Origin of the sequence: Collinsella sp. LCP19S3_B11, from assembly GCF_052121915.1 — a bacterium.
In the GTDB taxonomy this organism is placed as follows: Bacteria; Actinomycetota; Coriobacteriia; order Coriobacteriales; family Coriobacteriaceae; genus Collinsella.
In genome coordinates this window covers 107212-124683 of sequence record NZ_JBQKDI010000004.1, presented here as the reverse complement: position 1 = coordinate 124683, position 17472 = coordinate 107212, and the positions used below count along the sequence as shown (strand labels likewise).

Here is a 17472-nt window from a genome sequence, read left to right as displayed (position 1 = left end):
ATCAACTCCACGAGATAGGACAGAAATCATGTCAATGGATATCAACGCGCCACTTTTCCGCCAACTTGATCGACTTGAGAATATCGACCCGTCAGACACCGATGCGCTCAAGGCCGAGATCGAGCGCGCCAAGGCGGTCAAGGACATTGCCGAGACCATCATCGACTCAGGGCACCTGACTGCCGACGTCATCAAGCTCAAGCATCAGCTCGGCTCCACCGCGACCATTCCCAAGGGCCTGCTCTAATGGGAAGCCGAGTCTGGACGGACGAAGAGATCGAGTGGATTCGCGAGAACTATGCCAAGGAACACGTCCCGCATCTGCTCGACCAATTTGAGAAGCGTTTCGGGCGGCGCCCGACCGCCGGCGCGCTCGCTCAAAAGGCCTATAAGCTCGGGCTCAGGCACTCGCGCGAAAAGGCGCCAGACACCATGACCAAGCGCATCATCTGGGCGCGCGAGCCCGCCTACAACACCTGGATGGATGAGCACGATGTGGGACAGTCAGTGCCAGCTCTTTCCGAGCAATTCGAGGCCGAGTTCGGCTTTCCGCTCTCGCGCGGTCAGGTCAACGTGTGGCGCGCGAACAACGGTCGGCAGATGCGGCCTCGGCGTCCAGGCGGAGGCAGGCCGCGAAAGCCCATCGGCTTCGAGCGGCGCACCAAGGGTGGCATTTTGGTCAAGGTACGCGATGAGGCATCGGTTCCAATGTCCAAGGACAATTGGGAATACAAGCACTACATCGTCTACCGAGAGGTGCACGGCTCGATTCCCGATGGATGCGACATCGTATGCGCCGATAAGAATCCATTCAACTGCTCGCCTGAAAATCTCGTCGCCGTACCGCATCGCCTGATGGCTCGCATCAATTCTGCCGACACGCCAGACTGGCATGATGCCGAATCGCTCAGGCAGTGCGTTGCGATTTGCGAGCTCGCGTCAGGCATCCACAAGGCCGAGCTGTCTGTGCCTAGGAAGTGCGGCGTCTGCGGCAAGACATTCCTGCCAGATCCGAGCATGGGCGCCGACTACCAGAATCGCTACCGAAAGACGTGCCCGGAATGCCGAGCACAGGGACTTAAGGCGCATGGAGAGCGCACCACAAAGCTGATCGCCACCTGCTGCGTCTGCGGCAAGCAGTTTGCCGCCCGCGCCAAAAACCAAAAGCGCTGTCCAGAGTGCATCGCCATTCATCCGAAATGGGGAGCCAAGAGACACGCTCACCTTGAAGAAAGAAAACGTAAGGACTAGGAGATTGCACGATGGCAAGGAGAAAGGTCACACAGGCTGATATAGAAGCTGCTGCTGCCGCTCCGCTCAAGTATTTCAGCCATGACGCGCACCTCGCCGATTCCACGGCCTGCCGCCGTTTTATCAGGCGCTGCGGACCCGATGGATACGGCAGATACATGCGCCTGCTCGAGCGCCTTGCCACCGAGGAGGGTCACGTAATCGATGTGCTTGACACCGAAAGTCAGTATCTCCTTGCCGACGAGCTCTGGTTTGGCGACAACCTGAGCGCCCTGGGACAATTCCTCAAGGATCTGTCCGAATGTGGACTCATACAGATGTTCGGGGACGGTGCAATAAAATCGTCAGTAGTGGACGATGCGGCACTGTATTTCGGTAAGCGCAGAGCCATCGGAGCGACCGGCGGCAGACCACGAAAAGAGGTGAGTGAAAATGCCTAATCTACCTGCTGAAACTTTCAACAAAGCTAAGGTAAACCTTAGCTTAAGCTTTGCTTGTAATAAAAGAAAAGAAAAGAAAAGAAAAGAAACGCCGACGCACGGCTCGTTATTAACGAGACGTGCCGGGCGTCGGGAGTCAACCTCACAAGTAAGTCATCTCTTTGGTTCTTTCTCTGTTGAAAACTTTTTTGAGCTGTTGAAAACCCACGACATTTGCAAAGGAGCCGAGCTGTGCTAGACGATTTCAAGAACGCACGCGAGCTGTTCGAGGCCGCGCGATCTGCCGCCATCGAGCGCGACCATGCGGCCAAGCAGCTCGAGCGCATGCGTCATCGCACACTCGGCGGCTCGTCATCAATCTCCGGCGGCGGTCGCGGTGCCACCAAGGACGTCAACGGAACGGCTGCGTCAATCGCGATCGTGGATTACGAATCTATGATGCGCTCACGTCTCGCCGAGGACACCAAGCTCCTTAACCTCTGTGCGGCTCTCATTTATGGCAAAAACGGTCGAGAAGGTGTTTCTGCGGTACTTGGTAGCGAATACGCCGATGTGCTGTTCTGGCGCTATCTCAACGCCGAGACGTGGGTGTCATGCGGTGCCGTGTGCCACGTCTCTCCTGCGACTGCCAAACGCCGTGCTATGACTGCGCTAGACGCCATCGACAGCATCGGTCTGCGCCATGCAATAGACGGTGTGGGTCTCGGCGCCATGTCCGGCAGCATCGGGCTCAATGCCGACTACCTCAAAAGTTGAGCCGATGTGAGCCACATTGAGCCGATGTGAGCCGGTATGACTTCGCGATGTGGTGATATAGATATCATTGCGATTCACGCATTGAGACAGTCCAAACCTGCTCGATGCGTAACCACAGCGCGGGGTCGCGCTGGTGAGGATCGTGGTAGTTGAGGGACCGATGGGTAACAGCAGCCATCGGTCCTTTTCTTTTGTCACAGAGGTGCGCCGTGCATGTCCCGAGCGACAGGCCGCTCGCGTCATGGATTCGCGAGCTCTATGCCGATGACAAGATCTATGTCTTTTACAACAGCCCTGAGTGGAAAGCACTGAGGCATGAGGTCCTTGAGGACCATGGCTTTGAGTGTGAGGCGTGCTCGGACCACGGCATCTACGTGAGAGCAGACACAGTGCACCACGAGTACCACGTGCATTCGCATCCAGGCATGGCGCTCACTCGATTCATTGAGCTGCCAGATGGGACGAGGCGCGAGGTGCTGCATCCTCTGTGCAACTCATGTCACAACGCCGCTCATGGCCGCTTCGACGGTCCGCGGCACAAGCCCAAGGGTGAGCCCGTGACCAAGGAGCGCTGGGACTGATGCATAGCAGGCCCCCAGCTCCCCATAGCCCCTAATTCCGTAGGGGGCGAACAACGGGGGGGTGTACAGGACAGCGGATTTTAAATTCCGTTTTTGAAAATCAGCGATAGGGGGTGTGCGGATGGCAGGACGAAACAAGCAACCGGTCGACGTGCTGACCGCGCGCGGCAAGTCGCACCTGACCAAGGCCGAGAAGGAGCGCCGCAAGGCGACCGAGTCGGTCGTGCCGGTCGCGCTGCGCGGCGTGTCACCTCCGGGCTACCTCGACAAGTGGCCTGAGATTCGTAGCGAGTTCGAGCGCTACGCCGAGATGCTGACGGCGCTCATGCCCGACAATTTCGGGCAACCAGATGCCGACTGCCTCGCGCGTTACGTCGTATCCGAATCGCTCTACGAGCGATACACCTCAGATTTGATGGATGAGCACGACCCGCTCAACATCAAGAATCTGCAGATCGCCCAGGACCGCGCCTTTAAGCAGGCGCAGGCTTGCGCATCATCGCTCGGTCTCACCGTAACCGCGCGCTGCAAGCTCGTCGTTCCCGAGCGCCGTGATGATGACGGCGAGGGTGAGTTCTAGCGCACGCGCGCGGCGGCACAAGCGGATCAACTGTCCCGAGATCACGACCTACATGCGCATGGTCGAGACCGGCAAGGTCAGGGCATGCTCCGAGCAACATCAGCTCATGGCGCACCTCCGACGAGTTTTCGCCGACGAGGAACTGATAATCGACACCGAGCGCCTGGCGGCGTATCGGCACTACGAGAAGTATTTCCCGTTCGAGCTCTTCCCATGGGAGCTTTTCGCATTCGCGCTTTTCATGTGCGTGTTCAACAAGGACGGCACGCCTCGCTGGTCCCAGGAGCTCGCCTACATGGGGCGCGGCGGCGGCAAGAACGGTTTTTGCAGCTTCATCGCATTTTGCTCGACAACCAAGGTCAACGGCATCCGCGACTACGATGTCGACATCTGCGCCAACTCAGAGGAACAGGCAAAGACCTCATTCGATGACATCTGGAACATTCTCGAGAACTCCGGTCAGCGCCGGCGATTCCAAAAAGGCTTCCATTGGAACAAAGAGGAAATCGTCTGCCGGTCGACCAACTCGCGCATCAAGTACCGCACCGACAACCCAAAGTCGAAGGACGGCCTGCGATCCGGCATGGTCATCTTCGACGAGGTGCATGCCTACCAGAACTTCGACAACATCAAGGTCTTTACGACCGGCCTCGGCAAGAAACCGCATCCGCGCCGACTGTACATCACGACCGATGGTGATGTGCGTGACGGCGTGCTCGACAGCCTGCTCGATAAGTCGCGCCGTATCCTCTCCGGCGAGATTCCAGACAACGGATTTCTGCCGCTGATCTTCAAGCTCGACACCGCCGACGAGGTATCGGACAAGCGCAACTGGGTCAAGGCGAACCCGAGCCTGCCATATATGCCGGTTTTGGTGAGCCAAATCGAGCAGGAGTATCAGGACTTCCTCGACAATCCCGCGGGCAACGCCGACTTCATGACAAAGCGCATGAATCTCCCGGCGGGAAATCCCGACTATCAGCTCACCGACTATGACAACCTCAAGGTCGCATCGCGCGAGCTGCCCGACCTCTCCGGAATGACCTGTGTTTTCGGCATCGACTTCGCGAAAACCCAGGACTTCGTTGCTGCCGCGCTGCTTTTCCGCGACGGTGACGAGTATTTCGCGATCCAGCACTCTTGGGTCTGCCGCGCGTCAAAGGACTTGGCGCGCATCAAGGCGCCGCTCGATGAGTGGGAGCGTCGCGGCCTGCTCGAGTACGTTGACGATGTCGAGATCCACGCGAGCCTCGTTACCGATTGGCTCTACGAGCAGATGGGCACCTACGACATACAAGAGGGCGCCATCGACTCATACCGCCACTCGACCTTCATGCGCGAGCTCGATTCAATCGGCTTCTCCGCGAAGGAAAAGACCGTCAAGCTCGTGCGCCCGTCCGACCTGATGCAGATTCAGCCCATCGTCAACTCTGCGCTCATCAACCATCGCATCGCCTGGGGAGACGATCCGATGATGCGCTGGTATGCGAACAACGTTAAGCTGACCGCCGCCGCGCACGGAAACTACTGCTACGACAAGATCGAGCCCAAATCGCGTAAGACCGATGGCTTCATGGCGCTCGCCGCCGCATTCACGGTGGCCGACCGCCTGCCTGATACCTCGGAAATCGAAATCATCCCGACCATGACCTTCTAGAGGGGAGGCCGTTTGAAAGCTATCGATTTTCTCGGTTTGCGCGTGACGCAGGCCGAGATTGAGCCTGCTGCCGGCGGCAGCGTCGAGTCTGAGCTCGCCGCCGCCACCTATTTCAAGGCAATCGCACTCGCGACAGCCATTTCCTATAAGGCAAACGCGCTCGCGATGTGCCTTTTTCGCGTCTACGAGAACGGCAAGGAGGTCAACGATGACCTATGGTACCGCCTGAACGTCGAGCCTAACGACAACCAGAACGCAGCACAGTTTTGGTGCGAGCTCGTCGAGCGCCTCTGTATGCGCGGCGATGCGCTCGTCGTGCCCGTCGGCGGCAGCTTCTATGTAGCAGATTCCTACAGCATCGAGGAGCATCCGCTCGAACAGGACATTTTCAGCGGCATCGTCATCGGCAACGCCAACCTGATCAAGAAGTACCGGGCGAGCGAATGCATGTTCTTCAAGCTAGCCGACAAGAATGTCTCGTGCTACGTCGAGAGCATGCTCGACTCGTACTCGACGCTGATGGCGTCGGCTATGGCGGCATACAAGGCGACATCAGGCCAGAAATACAAGCTCGTAATGGAGCGCGGCCTTACCGGTAGCCTCAAGGACGAGGGCGAGACCGAGGCCATGCTCAAGCGCAACCTCAAGACCTTTATCGAAAATGCCAACTCGGTATATTTCGAGACCAAGGGCTCGCACCTTGAGCCGGTCAAGGTCGAGAACGCCGTCGAGCCTACCGATATCTCAGACCTGCGTAAAGAGATTTACGACAGCGCCGCTATCGCCTTTAAGGTCCCGAAATCGATCATGTATGGCGATATGACCAACATGGGCGATCTCGTGAACACGATGTTGACATTTTCGGTCGACCCCGAGGCGAAGATGATTTCTGACGAGGTCACGCGCAAGAATTTCGAGCCAGATGAAATCATGGCCGGCTCAAAGGTGAAGGTTGACACGACCACTATCAAACACATCGACATTTTCGATGCCGCGGCATCCGCTTCTCAGCTGGTGTCCTATGGCGTTTTCACTATCAACGACGTGCTCAAGGCACTCGGTTATGAGCCTGTCGGCGATGACCTCGCCAACAAGCGCCTCATCACCAAGAATCTTGGCGCCGTTGAGGACGTACTCCGCGACGCGAATCAAGGGGGTGAAATCTAGTGAAGAAATACTTCCAGCTCACTACCTCCGAGGACGGCACGACTGCCGACCTCGACATCTACGGTGACATCTGCGCGCGCTGGTGGGACGATGATGTCATGAGCGCGTCGAAGCTGTCCAAGATGCTCGACGAGCTAGGTGATGTGTCCCAGATCAACGTACACATCAACTCCTATGGCGGCGAGGTCGCCGAGGGCCTTGCCATCTACTCGGCGCTCCGCCGACACAAGGCGCGCGTGCGCACCACCTGTGACGGCTTCGCCTGCTCGATCGCGTCCGTGATTTTCATGGCTGGTGACGAGCGCTTGATGTCGGATGCATCGCTCTTGATGATCCACAACGCCTGGACGAGCGCAATTGGTGTCAACGCCGCCGACCTGCGCAAACTCGCCGACGATATGGACACCATCACGAGCGCATCAAAGTCCGCTTACATGGCGCGCGTCTCCATCACCGAGGACGAGCTCACCGATCTCATGGACGCCGAGACGTGGATCGGCCCGTCCGACGCTGTCGATATGGGCTTTGCCACCGAAATCGAGACGTTCGAGAGCGGCGACAAGGCGTCTCAGGGCGCTCGTGATGCTCTCATGGCGCTCGTCATGGAATCCGTCGAGCATCGTTCCGCCGCCAAGGATGACGATGATGACCCGGACGATACCGATGACGGTGACGGCACCGACGATAACGGCGACGATTCCGGAACAGATGGCGGCAATTCCGATTCGGACGATGATGAGGGCGATGGTGACGGCGCTGATGGCACCGAGCCCGATGACGAGCCCGAGGACCCTGAGAAGGACCCAGACAAGAAGCAGGCTTTTGCCGGCGGCATCGCCGCATTCGCAAGCATTTTCGCCAATTAGAACGAAATAGATAGGAGACTCAATGAGCCTTATCAAGACCACCAAGAGCGCTTCCAAGATCGCTGAGGCTTTCCAGTCCGGTGACGCAAAGCAGATGGAGAGCGCCTGGGATGCTTTCGGCAACGAGATCGCCGAGTCCATCCGCTCCGACTTCGACCTCTACAGCCAGTCCAAGGACGATCAGGTCCTGGCGAACCGTGGTTACCGCACGCTGACCGCCAAGGAGTCCGCGTGGTACACCGGCATCTCCCAGGCGCTTAAGAACGCCGAGTCAAAGCAGTCCTTCATCGACATCATCAAAGATGAGAACGTCGATGACCTGATGCCCGAGACCGTCATCGAGGACGTGCTTCGCTACCTCATCGAGACCCGACCGCTGCTCAGCAAGGTCCGCTTTGCCAATGCCGGCTACTCGACCAAGTGGATCATCAACGACTCCACCGTCCAGAAGGGCTCCTGGGGTCCCATCGACTCCAAGGTCACCGACGAGATCAAGGGTGCTCTCAAGGTCCTCGACATTACGCAGGCCAAGTACACCGCTTTCTGCATCATCCCGCTCGACCTTCTCGACATGGGCCCGGTATTCCTCGATGCCTTTATCCGCGCCGTCCTTGCCGAGGCGCTCGGCTATGGCCTTGAGGATGCTATCGTCAACGGCACTGGCGTCAACATGCCCATCGGTATGACCAAGAATCCCAACGGCGACTACAATCAGGAGACCGGCTATCCAGACAAGGAGAAGGTTGCCGTTACTTCCTTCGCGCCTGTCGATTACGGCAAGCTCGTCGCTAAGGTTGCGCGAACCGAGAAAGGCAAGATGCGCGACATCAAGGGCGTCGTGCTGCTCGTCAACACGATCGACTACTTGACCAAGGTGATGCCGGCGACCACCGTGCTCGCTCCAGAGGTCGGTGGCTACGTGCGCGACCTGTTCCCCTTCCCGACCGAGGTCATCGAGTCAAACGTTGTCAAGACCGGAACCGCCGTGCTCGGCGTTATCGATGACTACACGCTCGCCGTCGGCGGCAAGCGCAACGGCGCCATCATCTTCGATGACTCCGTCCACTTCCTTGACGACGCGCGAACCTTCAAGCTCGTCCAGCATGCAGCTGGCCGCGCATACGACAACACCAGCTTCGCAGTGCTCGACATCTCCAACCTCGACCCGGCCTATGTGACGGTCAAGAACGTCAACGCTTCCGCCGCCGCCGCGTCTCTGTCCGACACATCTGAGGATCGCGCTGTTTCCGATACTGCCGAGAATGCCGATGAACTGCCCGTAGCCTAGGAGGAGGTAGCGCATGGCGCTTGTCGATAAGGTACGGCGCAAGCTGCGCGTGACCTACCGAGACGATGAGGTCGATGAGCGCATAGATGAAATCATGGAGCAGGCCGACTCCGACCTCCGCTCCATGCTCGCCATCACCGAGCGCTCATTTACCTTTGAGGATGGAGGCACCGAGCAGGCGCTTTTCCTCGCGTACTGCTTCTACGAGTGGAATGACGCGCTCGACGATTTCGAGGTCAATTACGCCGAGAAGATCGCCAAGTGCCGAGACCGGTGGCTGGCGGTGGAATATGCTCAAAAAGCGGCCTCTGCCTAGCTATAGCGACGGCGTGGTGGGAATCTACACCGAGACCCGTACGCCGTCCTCTTTCGGCGCGAAGCGCAACCCTAGCGTCCCTTACGACCTCGATGCGCTCGTGCGCCTTTTCTTCCGCTCATGCTCCGTGCGCGACCAGGATTACGAGGTCTCAGAGCGCCTCGGCTTCACTTGCAGCGCCAAGATTTGCACCCACAACATTCAGGCGGTAAAGCCGGGAATGAAAGCGGTCATCGGCGCCACGATCTACGGAATCGCCCATATCGACCGGACCAATACGGAGATGTATCTCTACCTAGAGGGAGGCGTGCCGTATGTCGACGCCCGATAGCACGCTCGACCGCATCCGCGATGCGCTCGCGACCGTCGACGATGTCGTTTTCTACGGCACCGCCGCCGGCCTTAAGGAGAGCGAACCGTGGGACTACACGGTCTTTTCCCGTGAGGAAACCAGAGCGAAGGATAACTTGACCGGGTTCACGAATGTGTATTCGGTCGCGATGGTGCGCGAGAGCTATGTGCCTGATGGCGCCGCCGCCGAGGTGATCGCCGCGATGACCGCAATCCCGGGCATGCGCCTGGACCACAGCACCGCCATCGGCTACTACTACACGACCAAGCCCGGTACCAAGGATGTCGTTGAGATGATGACGCTTCGATTCGTCAAGGCTGTTAAGTCGTGAGCGGCTGGGCGTTTATCGGCGAGGCCGATTTTGCCGCCGTCACCGTGGCGGCTCAGCAGTATCCAGACAACGCCGAGCGCGCCATCAACGAGGTATTGCATAACGAATCGGGACCTGTCATCTATCGTGGCATCAACCCGCTCATCCATGCATCGGGCAGGACCTTTAAAGGCCACAAGGCATCGGCCAAGGTGTCCGATTGGCCCGAATACCGAACGAATGAGAATCTTGCCGTAACGGTCGCTGCCAAGGGCAACTACCAATACCTCTACTTTCCGGATGACGGCAGCAACACCAATAGGCATGCCGGAAATCAGCAATTTTTCAAGCGTGGCGCAGAGTCGGTAATCCCGAGGATTGTCGAGCGCTGCGTGCAGGCAATAACAAATGAATGGAGTTGAGATGGCGATCAAAACTACCGTCTTTTCCGAGTATGAAGTGCGTGAGCTCGTCGTGAAGCTCGGCACCGAGACGTGCCCGATCGGGTGCATCGGCTCCCTTGAGGAGGAGACCGAGGTCATCCAGATCACGAAGAAGTGCCGAGGCGTGGTCGCAAAGAAGCGCACGCGCGGCACAGGTAGCGGCACGCTCAAGCTGACCGCGCACATGCCCCGAGACCTCTATAACCGCCTCATGGCCATGAATTCCGACAAGCTCAAGCCTGGCGTCACCGCCTACGGTCGCTCGTCCGTTCATCCGGAATTCGTGCTGACCGGTCGCGTCTTTGATGAGGACGAAAACGAGAAGCTCAAGGCATGGCCCGTCTGCGTGATGAATACCGGTCCTGCATCTAAGATCGAGAACGGTGCCGAGGAGGTCGCCGAGTTCGAGGTCGAAATCGGATTCTCGCCGGATGAAAATGGCTTCGGCCACTACGAGTGTGACCTCGAAGATGCCACCGAGGATGTCAAGAACGCCTGGATGGAGAGCTTCACACCGGAGCTCGTCAAGGCGGCTGAGTAGCCATGGCGACCAAAAAGGTGAAAGTCCAGGTCGTTAAGTCCTTTATCGACCGCCGCTCCAAGCGCATTCACGCCGTCGGCGATGTGCTCAACATCACCGATAACCGCCTTGCCGAGATCCGCAAGGTCGACCCTGACCTCGTACAGGAGATTAACTAGCCGATGCCGGGGCGCTTTTGCGCCTCGGCCATTATGGAGGACGCGAAATGCCAAAGCCCAAGCGCAACATCAATGCCTCGACCGAGATCGAGATGAGTGACGGCACAAAGCTCAAGCTCACGATCACCTGGGGACTGCTCATCAAGCTCCGAGCGCTCAACAAACAGCTCTATTCGCAATTCAGCCATGTGGTCATGGAGGGAGCTGCCGATGACGTGCTCAAGATGCTCGACATCGTGTATTGCGGATATCTTTGCCAGTACATCGAGGACAACGGCACGCTCGCCGATGCGCTCACGCAGGACGAGTTTATCGCCGTGGCGCCCGCCGACGTCAACGCCGTCACGATGGCTGCGATGGCGCTTATCTCCCCAAAAGAGATGGCGCGTTTTCAGAGCCATTCCGAAAGCGCGCTCGGGAACTAGGCGCAAAGGAGAAAACCAAGCTGGTTGCGCGTCCTCCGAAATTTGAGATCACTGACGTTGAAGATGCCTACGCCTTTTACGTCCTCGTCCTCGGCATGTCCGAGGACATTTTTTTTAACGCCGATATCCCATTTTTGCTGAGCGTCATGGCGAATAAAAACGCCTACGACCTCTGGCAATCGGCTGTCGAGAACAAGCTCAGAGAGGAGGCAAAGAAGTAGTGGCGAGCAAGAATACGGTCGAAATCAAATTCAAGGCTGAAACAGAGCAATTCCGTGCCGCCATCAAGTCGGCCAACTCGACCATGACCACGCTCCGTGGCGAGCTCAAGCTCAATGCTGCTCAGATGAAGAACACCGGCGCATCGGTCGAGGCGCTGACGCGCAAGAAGAAGCTGCTCGAACAGCAGGACGAGACGCTACAGCAGAAGATCAACGCACTCGCCTCACAGCTCGAGGCGTCCAACGCAGCCTTTGGCGAGAACTCGGCATCGTCCCAGAAGCTCACCAATCAGCTCAACCAGGCAAAGGCCGCGCAGCAGAACGTCCGTGCCGCCATCAGCCAGACGAGCACCGAGATCGAGAAGCAGGCCGACGCCGAGCAACAGGCCGAGAGCGCCTACACGCAGCTGTCCAACAAGATCAGCGAGCAGCGTTCGAATCTCAAGCAACTGCAGACGGCATATGCCGATGCCGTCATCGCCAAGGGCAAGGACTCGACCGAGGCCAAGGAGCTTGAGGGCAATATTCGTGAGCTCAATTCAGAGCTCCGTCAAAATGAGTCCAAGATGCGCGCCGCCGAGGACGCCGCGTCAGAGCTTGCGCGCGAGGAGGATAACCTCGCCGATTCAGCAGACCGCGCAAACGACGGCTTCACGGTCGCAAAGGGCGTGTTGTCCAATCTCGCGAGCGATGCGCTCTCGCGCGTCGCTCAGGGTGCAAAGGATACCGCCAAGGAGGTCATCGACCTCGGCAAGACCTTCGAGCTGTCGCTGTCAAACGTCCAGGCGCTGTCCGGCGCGAGCGCCGATGACATGGCGCGCCTTGAGGCTAAGTCACGAGAGCTCGGCGGCACGACCACGTTCTCGGCAGCTCAGGTAGCCGACGCATTCGGCTACATGGCGCTTGCCGGCTGGGATACCGAGCAATCGCTCGACGGCATCAATGGTGTGCTCACGCTCGCACAGGCTGGCTCGATGGACCTCGCATCGGCATCAGACCTGCTCACCGACTACCTGTCGGCATTCTCGATGCAGGCGAGCGACGCCGCCACAATGACGGATGTTCTGGCGTATGCCCAGGGAAACGCCAATACCAATGTCGAGCAGCTTGGCGCCGCATTCAAGAATTGCGCCGCCAACTGCAACGCCGCCGGCATGGATGTCCAGACCACGACGGCCTTTATCTCCGAGCTGTCCAATCAGGGACTCAAGGGTTCCGAGGCCGGTACTGCACTAAACGCCGTCATGCGAGACATGACGGCGAAGATGTCCGATGGTGCCATCAAGATCGGCGACGCGAGTATCGCCGTGATGGACGCTAACGGCAACTACCGCGACATGGTCGACATCATGCGCGATGTCGAGAGTGCGACGAATGGAATGGGCGACGCTGAAAAGGCGAGCGCGCTGCAATCGACCTTTACGGCTGACTCCATCAAGGGCCTCAACCTCATCCTCAATGCCGGAACCGACGAGCTCGGCAGTTTCCGCGACGAGCTGTATAACTCCAATGGCGCGGCTCAGGACATGGCCGCGACCATGACCGACAACCTCGCCGGCGACCTGAGCAATCTCGACTCAGCGCTCGAGGAAGTCGGCCTCAAGCTCTACGACAAATTCAAGGAGCCATTGCGCGATGGCGTCCAGACCATCAGCAACGATGTGGTCCCGGCAATCGGCACGCTCATCGACAACTTCGACCAAATCGCGCCCGCCGTGGCCGGCGGTGCCGCCGGCATCGCGGCATTTGCCATCGGCGCGAACATCGTGCCGATTCTTGCCGCCGTCTCAGGCGGTGTCACGGCACTTAGCAGTGCAGTCAGTTTCCTGCTCTCACCGATCGGACTTGTCGCAATCGCGATTGCCGCGGCGACGGCAGCGCTCGTCTACCTGTGGAATACCAATGACAGCTTCCGCAACACGGTCATGGGGATTTGGCAGCAGATCTGTGACACGATTTCACAGGCGGTCGCGCAGATCCAACCGGTGCTCGATGCCCTGGCGGTATTTTTCACGACCGGCCTTCTGCCGGCGCTTCAATCCTTGGTCGATGGCTACATCACCGGATTCGGTTTCATCGTCTCAGGTGCCATGGCTTTTGCATCGGGCTTGCTCCAAGTCATAACCGGCGGGATGGCGGTCATCCAAGGTGTAATTGATACCGTTCTTGGCGTAATTGTCGGTGTTTTTACCGGCGATTTTACGATGGCGCAAAATGGAGTGCAGACGATTTTAAATGGTCTGTCCTCTATAGCGTCTGGAATTTTAAATGGCCTTGCCGGTGCGATCAGCGGAATTCTTGGTTCAGTGGTTTCCGTTTTTTCCGGTCAGTTTAATGCGATCACCTCAATCGTGGGCGGAGCCCTACAGGGTGTCGTTACTTTCTTCTCAGATAAGCTCGGCGCAGCGAAATCTACTGTGTCCGGAGCGCTAAATGCGATTTCGGGATTTTTCAGTGGCTGCAAGCTGCAGCTGCCACACATCAACCTGCCGCACTTCTCCATCAGCGGTGATTTCTCCATCGTCCCGCCGAGGACGCCCAAGATTAGCGTCGAGTGGTACGCCAAAGGCGGCATCCTAACCAGGCCAACGCTTTTCGGACTCAACGGCGACCGCGCCATGGTCGGCGGCGAGGCCGGTCCTGAGGCTGTGCTGCCGCTCTCGATCCTTCGCGGCTTTATCGAGGACACATTTGAGCGCCATGCTGCCGCATCTTCGACCAATAACTTGCAGATTACCGTCTACGCCCAGGGCAACGCCGATGAGATCGCCGATGCGGTCGCATACAAGGTTTTCGGCGCCATCGACCAGGCCATGACTGCCAATGGGAGGTAGCGCATGGGATACCATTACGGCAATTGGGCTGGCCCCAGCGCACTGTTCCGCGTCGTTGTCGCCTACAGCTTCAGCAACTACCGTGACGACATCGTCCACGTCCAGGCGCGCTATTACGTCGAGGTGTCCGCCAATTCGTCTTTTAACGGCACAGTGCTCAAGACGAGCTGGGGACAGACCGTCAGGCTCTACGGTCAAGGCATCTATGCGGACACCGGCTGGTGTGACTGGGGAGACCCTGGTTACGGCTATACGGCTCGCTCGAACATATCGGCTGACTATACCTCATACTCCGGCGCCTACCACAAATCGTCGGTCGACGGCGTAGAGACGGTCAGCGCGCCGGAATGGCAGCCCTACAACATTTCCGGTCTCAAGGTAGAGCGCCAATCGGACAGCTCCGCGAAGCTGTCGTGGGGAAACAACGCCCATGCCGCCCGTCCGTACCGACACATCTACATCGACCAGCGCATCGACGGCGGTGCATGGTCGAATGTAGCCGACCTTACCAACTCGCCGACGTCATGGACCGCATCAACCGCACCTGACCACTCGTATGAGTGGCGAGTCATACCAAACAACTACAGCGGCTCGGCGCCTGGATACCAGTACGCCGGACCCGTCTACAACACGCCGTCACCGCCGGAATTCGTCTCGGTTGCGCGCAAGAGCAACACGATCGTCACCGCCGTGCTCGACAACAGCTCGAACACGGCCACATCGCTCGAGTATCAGATATGCAAGCAGGGGAGTACCGGCTGGGGAGGATGGGGAGACTCTATCTCAGTCGACGGCGTCGTAAAGACTTTCGACGTCGATCTCGGCGGCGGCACGTTCAAACTGCGCGCCCGCAACGTGCGCGGCGACCTCGTCAGCGCGTGGTCCGAGTCCGATGCCGTCGTGACGATCTGCCCGCCTATGGCGCCGACACTCGTGACACCGGCATCGTCTGGTGTCATCGCATCCAACGAGCCGACGGTCGCATACCAGTGGCGACACAACCCGTATGACGGCTCAGACCAGCAAAAGGCAGAGCTCGCCATCAGCACCGACGGTGGAGTCACTTGGACGGTCGATGAAGTCGCCGGCAACCAGAGCACAATCGTCAAGACAAACGTCTATGGCGTCAATCAGCAGGTCGTATGGCGCGTCCGCACAAAGGGCGCCGATGATAATTTTGGTCCCTGGTCGGCCAACCGTACCTTCACCGTGCGTCAGCGCCCGACCGTGGTCATCGAGCAGCCTGCGGACGGCTTCGTCATCACTGACGTGCCGATCTCGGTAAAGCTGACGTATATCGACCAATCTGGCACCGTGCAGTCATCGACGCTCACGATCACGCGCGGCGACGAGACGGTCTTTACAAAGTCGCTCGGCAAGTCACTCACGACCACAATCACGACCGACGAGTGGGTCCCGTTCGATGGCGAGACCTACGTCATCAACGTCACGTCCCGATCGACCTCGTCGCTCACGGCGACCACGAAACGCACTGTCAAGACCAAGTTCCGACTTCCTCAGCGCGGAAACATCTTCGTCGAGACGGACCCGGTCACCGGATGCGCGACCGTGCAGGTCAGGCTCTCGCGCGACAGCGAGCTCGCCACTGCCGTGCGCCTCGACCTCTACCGTGTGACTGAGACCGGTCGCATTAAGATAGGCTCGGACATGAGCGACGGTGCCGAGGTCATCGACCGTTTCGCTCCTCTCAATGTCGAGTACACCTATGAGGCCGTCACGACCTCCGGCACCGGCGCCGTCAACACGTCGACCGCCACCGGAATCATTGAGACGCCGTGGTGGTTCATTATCTACGATGGCGGTATAGCTCAGGCGATGTGGGAGCCATCAGGCTCGCGCACGCCGACGCGCCCGTCCGATGAGATCGTCGAGCTCGATGGCAGGACGTGGCCTCTGCTCGTCCAATCGCGTCAACGCTCACTCAAGATTGAATTCTCGGGATGGGTCGAGTCGCGCGATCAAGCTCGCGCATTCGAGAGCATGACCTTCGCCTCCGGTGACAAGATCTACAAGGGCTTGTCTGGTGATGTTTTCCATTGCTCCGCATCGGCGAAAATCGATGAGGAGTATGACGGCTTCGAGGATTACAGCGCCTCGGTCTCGGTGTCCATCACGAGAGTCGATGGCGGTGAGGTCTGATGGCCGACTGGAAGGACGCGCGCTACGATGCCGGATGGCTCTACCGTCGAATCAAGTGGGGAACATGGGAAGAGCTCGGACTCTACGGCAACATCGAGAGCGCTAGTATCAACCGCTCGGCATTCGATACGCTCAAGACGTCAGGTTCGCTCAATTATTTCGGCACCGCGCCCGATGAGGTTGACGCACTCGCGCTCATCTACACTTTCCGCGACCGAAACGGCGTGACGGTCGAGCAGAGACGCGCGACTGTCCTCGTGGAATCTGACGAGCCTGACTACACCTCGCTCGATGGTGGAGGTGTGCGGCAGTCTGGCAGCGCGAAGCTCTATTCGCTTCTCAAGGTGCTGTCCGATACCAAGCTCAAGGTGCCATATACGGTCACGGCTGGCACCAACGCCATCGCCGCCGCCAATAAGATCATCACCGGCGCCGGACTGCGTACCAACTGCCAGTCATCCGGCTACCTGTTGAGTTGCGGCCACACGTTCGCGCCTGATGACTCTTTGCTGGATGTGGTCAACTACCTGCTAGATGCCGCCGGCTATGGATCAGCGGATACCGATGCCTACGGCACGGTCATCCTCAAGCCCTACGTCGAGCCGACCGCGCGCGAGCTCGCCTGGACATTCGCCAATGACGAGACCTCGACGCTCATGCCGGGAATCTCGTCTGAAAACGACTGGCGCAATACGCCAAACATCGTGGTGCTCACCTATGAGACGGATGATGAGACGTATGTCGCTCAGGCTCGTAACATCGACCCTGAGAGCAGAGCATCTCTGCCCTCGCGATCGTGGCGTGAGAACTCAACCGTCGAGCAGGTCAGCGAGCTCGATGGTGAGACCAAGGATGAGCGGCTTGAAAACCTCAAGGCGCTCGCGCGAAAGAAGCTGCTCGATGGCAGCTCCGAGATCCAGTACACCAAGGTCAAGACGCTGCTCGTGCCGGTGGAAATCAACGATGCCGTCGGCGTGCTCTACTCGGGCATAAAGCGCCAGGGAGCGATCACCTCAATCGATACCTCGTGCACACCGACCGCAGAGACAAATATCAAGATTCGAGAATTCATCAGGCGCGACCTGCTGGTCGATGTGACCGGTCAGGTCATCGCAGCGTAAAGGAG

The 17472-nt window shown here is 58.6% G+C and carries 22 protein-coding genes; all 22 read left to right on the top strand.

All coding sequences use genetic code 11. From position 1 onward, the window contains the following. Positions 1-34 precede the first annotated feature (34 nt). The 22 genes from ACTQV4_RS03885 to ACTQV4_RS03780 all read left to right on the top strand — a co-directional run bounded on the left by ACTQV4_RS03885 (position 35) and on the right by ACTQV4_RS03780 (position 17467). A complete protein-coding gene (locus ACTQV4_RS03885; RefSeq protein WP_441569349.1) occupies positions 35-247 on the top strand; it encodes a hypothetical protein in 213 nt (70 codons plus the stop codon). Next, positions 247-1251 carry an HNH endonuclease signature motif containing protein gene (locus tag ACTQV4_RS03880; RefSeq protein WP_441569348.1) on the top strand — a complete coding sequence of 335 codons (1005 nt, stop codon included), beginning with the start codon at positions 247-249 and terminating at the stop codon, positions 1249-1251. Before ACTQV4_RS03885 ends, ACTQV4_RS03880 begins: the two co-directional genes overlap by 1 nt. 11 nt (positions 1252-1262) lie before the next feature. After that, positions 1263-1691 (top strand): Lin1244/Lin1753 domain-containing protein, encoded by a 429-nt coding sequence (locus ACTQV4_RS03875; protein WP_441569347.1) that lies wholly within the window; start codon positions 1263-1265, stop codon positions 1689-1691. Next, positions 1678-1929, top strand: a complete 252-nt coding sequence (locus tag ACTQV4_RS03870; RefSeq protein ID WP_441569346.1) for a hypothetical protein — start codon at positions 1678-1680, stop codon at positions 1927-1929. The genes ACTQV4_RS03875 and ACTQV4_RS03870 overlap by 14 nt, the downstream gene beginning before the upstream one ends. Next, the gene (locus ACTQV4_RS03865; protein ID WP_441569345.1) at positions 1923-2447 is read left to right on the top strand and encodes a hypothetical protein; all 525 of its coding nucleotides are present in this window, start codon (positions 1923-1925) and stop codon (positions 2445-2447) included. Before ACTQV4_RS03870 ends, ACTQV4_RS03865 begins: the two co-directional genes overlap by 7 nt. 209 nt (positions 2448-2656) lie before the next feature. Next, positions 2657-3028 (top strand): hypothetical protein, encoded by a 372-nt coding sequence (locus ACTQV4_RS03860; protein ID WP_441569344.1) that lies wholly within the window; start codon positions 2657-2659, stop codon positions 3026-3028. A 121-nt stretch (positions 3029-3149) separates the two neighbouring features. Next, the gene (locus ACTQV4_RS03855) at positions 3150-3608 is read left to right on the top strand and encodes a hypothetical protein (protein ID WP_441569343.1); all 459 of its coding nucleotides are present in this window, start codon (positions 3150-3152) and stop codon (positions 3606-3608) included. Continuing rightward, a complete protein-coding gene (locus ACTQV4_RS03850; protein WP_441569342.1) occupies positions 3598-5265 on the top strand; it encodes a terminase TerL endonuclease subunit in 1668 nt (555 codons plus the stop codon). Before ACTQV4_RS03855 ends, ACTQV4_RS03850 begins: the two co-directional genes overlap by 11 nt. Positions 5266-5277: 12 nt before the next feature. After that, the gene (locus tag ACTQV4_RS03845) at positions 5278-6432 is read left to right on the top strand and encodes a phage portal protein (protein WP_441569341.1); all 1155 of its coding nucleotides are present in this window, start codon (positions 5278-5280) and stop codon (positions 6430-6432) included. Further along, on the top strand, positions 6432-7298 hold the full coding sequence (locus tag ACTQV4_RS03840; protein ID WP_441569340.1) for a head maturation protease, ClpP-related: 867 nt from the start codon (positions 6432-6434) through the stop codon (positions 7296-7298). The genes ACTQV4_RS03845 and ACTQV4_RS03840 overlap by 1 nt, the downstream gene beginning before the upstream one ends. Positions 7299-7320: 22 nt before the next feature. Then, positions 7321-8586, top strand: coding sequence for a phage major capsid protein (locus ACTQV4_RS03835; RefSeq protein ID WP_441569339.1), 1266 nt, complete (start codon positions 7321-7323; stop codon positions 8584-8586). Between the two features lie 13 nt (positions 8587-8599). Beyond that, the gene (locus tag ACTQV4_RS03830) at positions 8600-8902 is read left to right on the top strand and encodes a hypothetical protein (protein ID WP_441569338.1); all 303 of its coding nucleotides are present in this window, start codon (positions 8600-8602) and stop codon (positions 8900-8902) included. Between the two features lie 16 nt (positions 8903-8918). Beyond that, a complete protein-coding gene (locus ACTQV4_RS03825; RefSeq protein WP_441569337.1) occupies positions 8919-9233 on the top strand; it encodes a hypothetical protein in 315 nt (104 codons plus the stop codon). Continuing rightward, positions 9217-9585: a hypothetical protein gene (locus ACTQV4_RS03820; protein WP_441569336.1), complete on the top strand. Its 369-nt coding sequence runs from the start codon at positions 9217-9219 to the stop codon at positions 9583-9585. Before ACTQV4_RS03825 ends, ACTQV4_RS03820 begins: the two co-directional genes overlap by 17 nt. Beyond that, positions 9582-9986, top strand: coding sequence for a hypothetical protein (locus tag ACTQV4_RS03815; RefSeq protein WP_441569335.1), 405 nt, complete (start codon positions 9582-9584; stop codon positions 9984-9986). Before ACTQV4_RS03820 ends, ACTQV4_RS03815 begins: the two co-directional genes overlap by 4 nt. A gap of 1 nt (position 9987) precedes the next feature. Continuing rightward, on the top strand, positions 9988-10548 hold the full coding sequence (locus ACTQV4_RS03810) for a hypothetical protein (protein WP_441569334.1): 561 nt from the start codon (positions 9988-9990) through the stop codon (positions 10546-10548). A gap of 2 nt (positions 10549-10550) precedes the next feature. After that, complete coding sequence (locus ACTQV4_RS03805; RefSeq protein ID WP_441569333.1) at positions 10551-10706, top strand: hypothetical protein; 156 nt, start codon at positions 10551-10553, stop codon at positions 10704-10706. 47 nt (positions 10707-10753) lie between these two features. Next, positions 10754-11131 (top strand): hypothetical protein, encoded by a 378-nt coding sequence (locus ACTQV4_RS03800; protein ID WP_441569332.1) that lies wholly within the window; start codon positions 10754-10756, stop codon positions 11129-11131. 95 nt (positions 11132-11226) lie between these two features. Beyond that, on the top strand, positions 11227-11352 hold the full coding sequence (locus ACTQV4_RS03795; protein ID WP_441569331.1) for a hypothetical protein: 126 nt from the start codon (positions 11227-11229) through the stop codon (positions 11350-11352). Continuing rightward, positions 11352-14186 (top strand): phage tail tape measure protein, encoded by a 2835-nt coding sequence (locus ACTQV4_RS03790; RefSeq protein WP_441569330.1) that lies wholly within the window; start codon positions 11352-11354, stop codon positions 14184-14186. The genes ACTQV4_RS03795 and ACTQV4_RS03790 overlap by 1 nt, the downstream gene beginning before the upstream one ends. 3 nt (positions 14187-14189) lie before the next feature. Beyond that, on the top strand, positions 14190-16346 hold the full coding sequence (locus tag ACTQV4_RS03785) for a hypothetical protein (RefSeq protein ID WP_441569329.1): 2157 nt from the start codon (positions 14190-14192) through the stop codon (positions 16344-16346). After that, entirely contained in the window at positions 16346-17467 is a 1122-nt protein-coding gene (locus ACTQV4_RS03780; protein ID WP_441569328.1) for a hypothetical protein, read from the top strand. The genes ACTQV4_RS03785 and ACTQV4_RS03780 overlap by 1 nt, the downstream gene beginning before the upstream one ends. Positions 17468-17472: the final 5 nt, after the last annotated feature.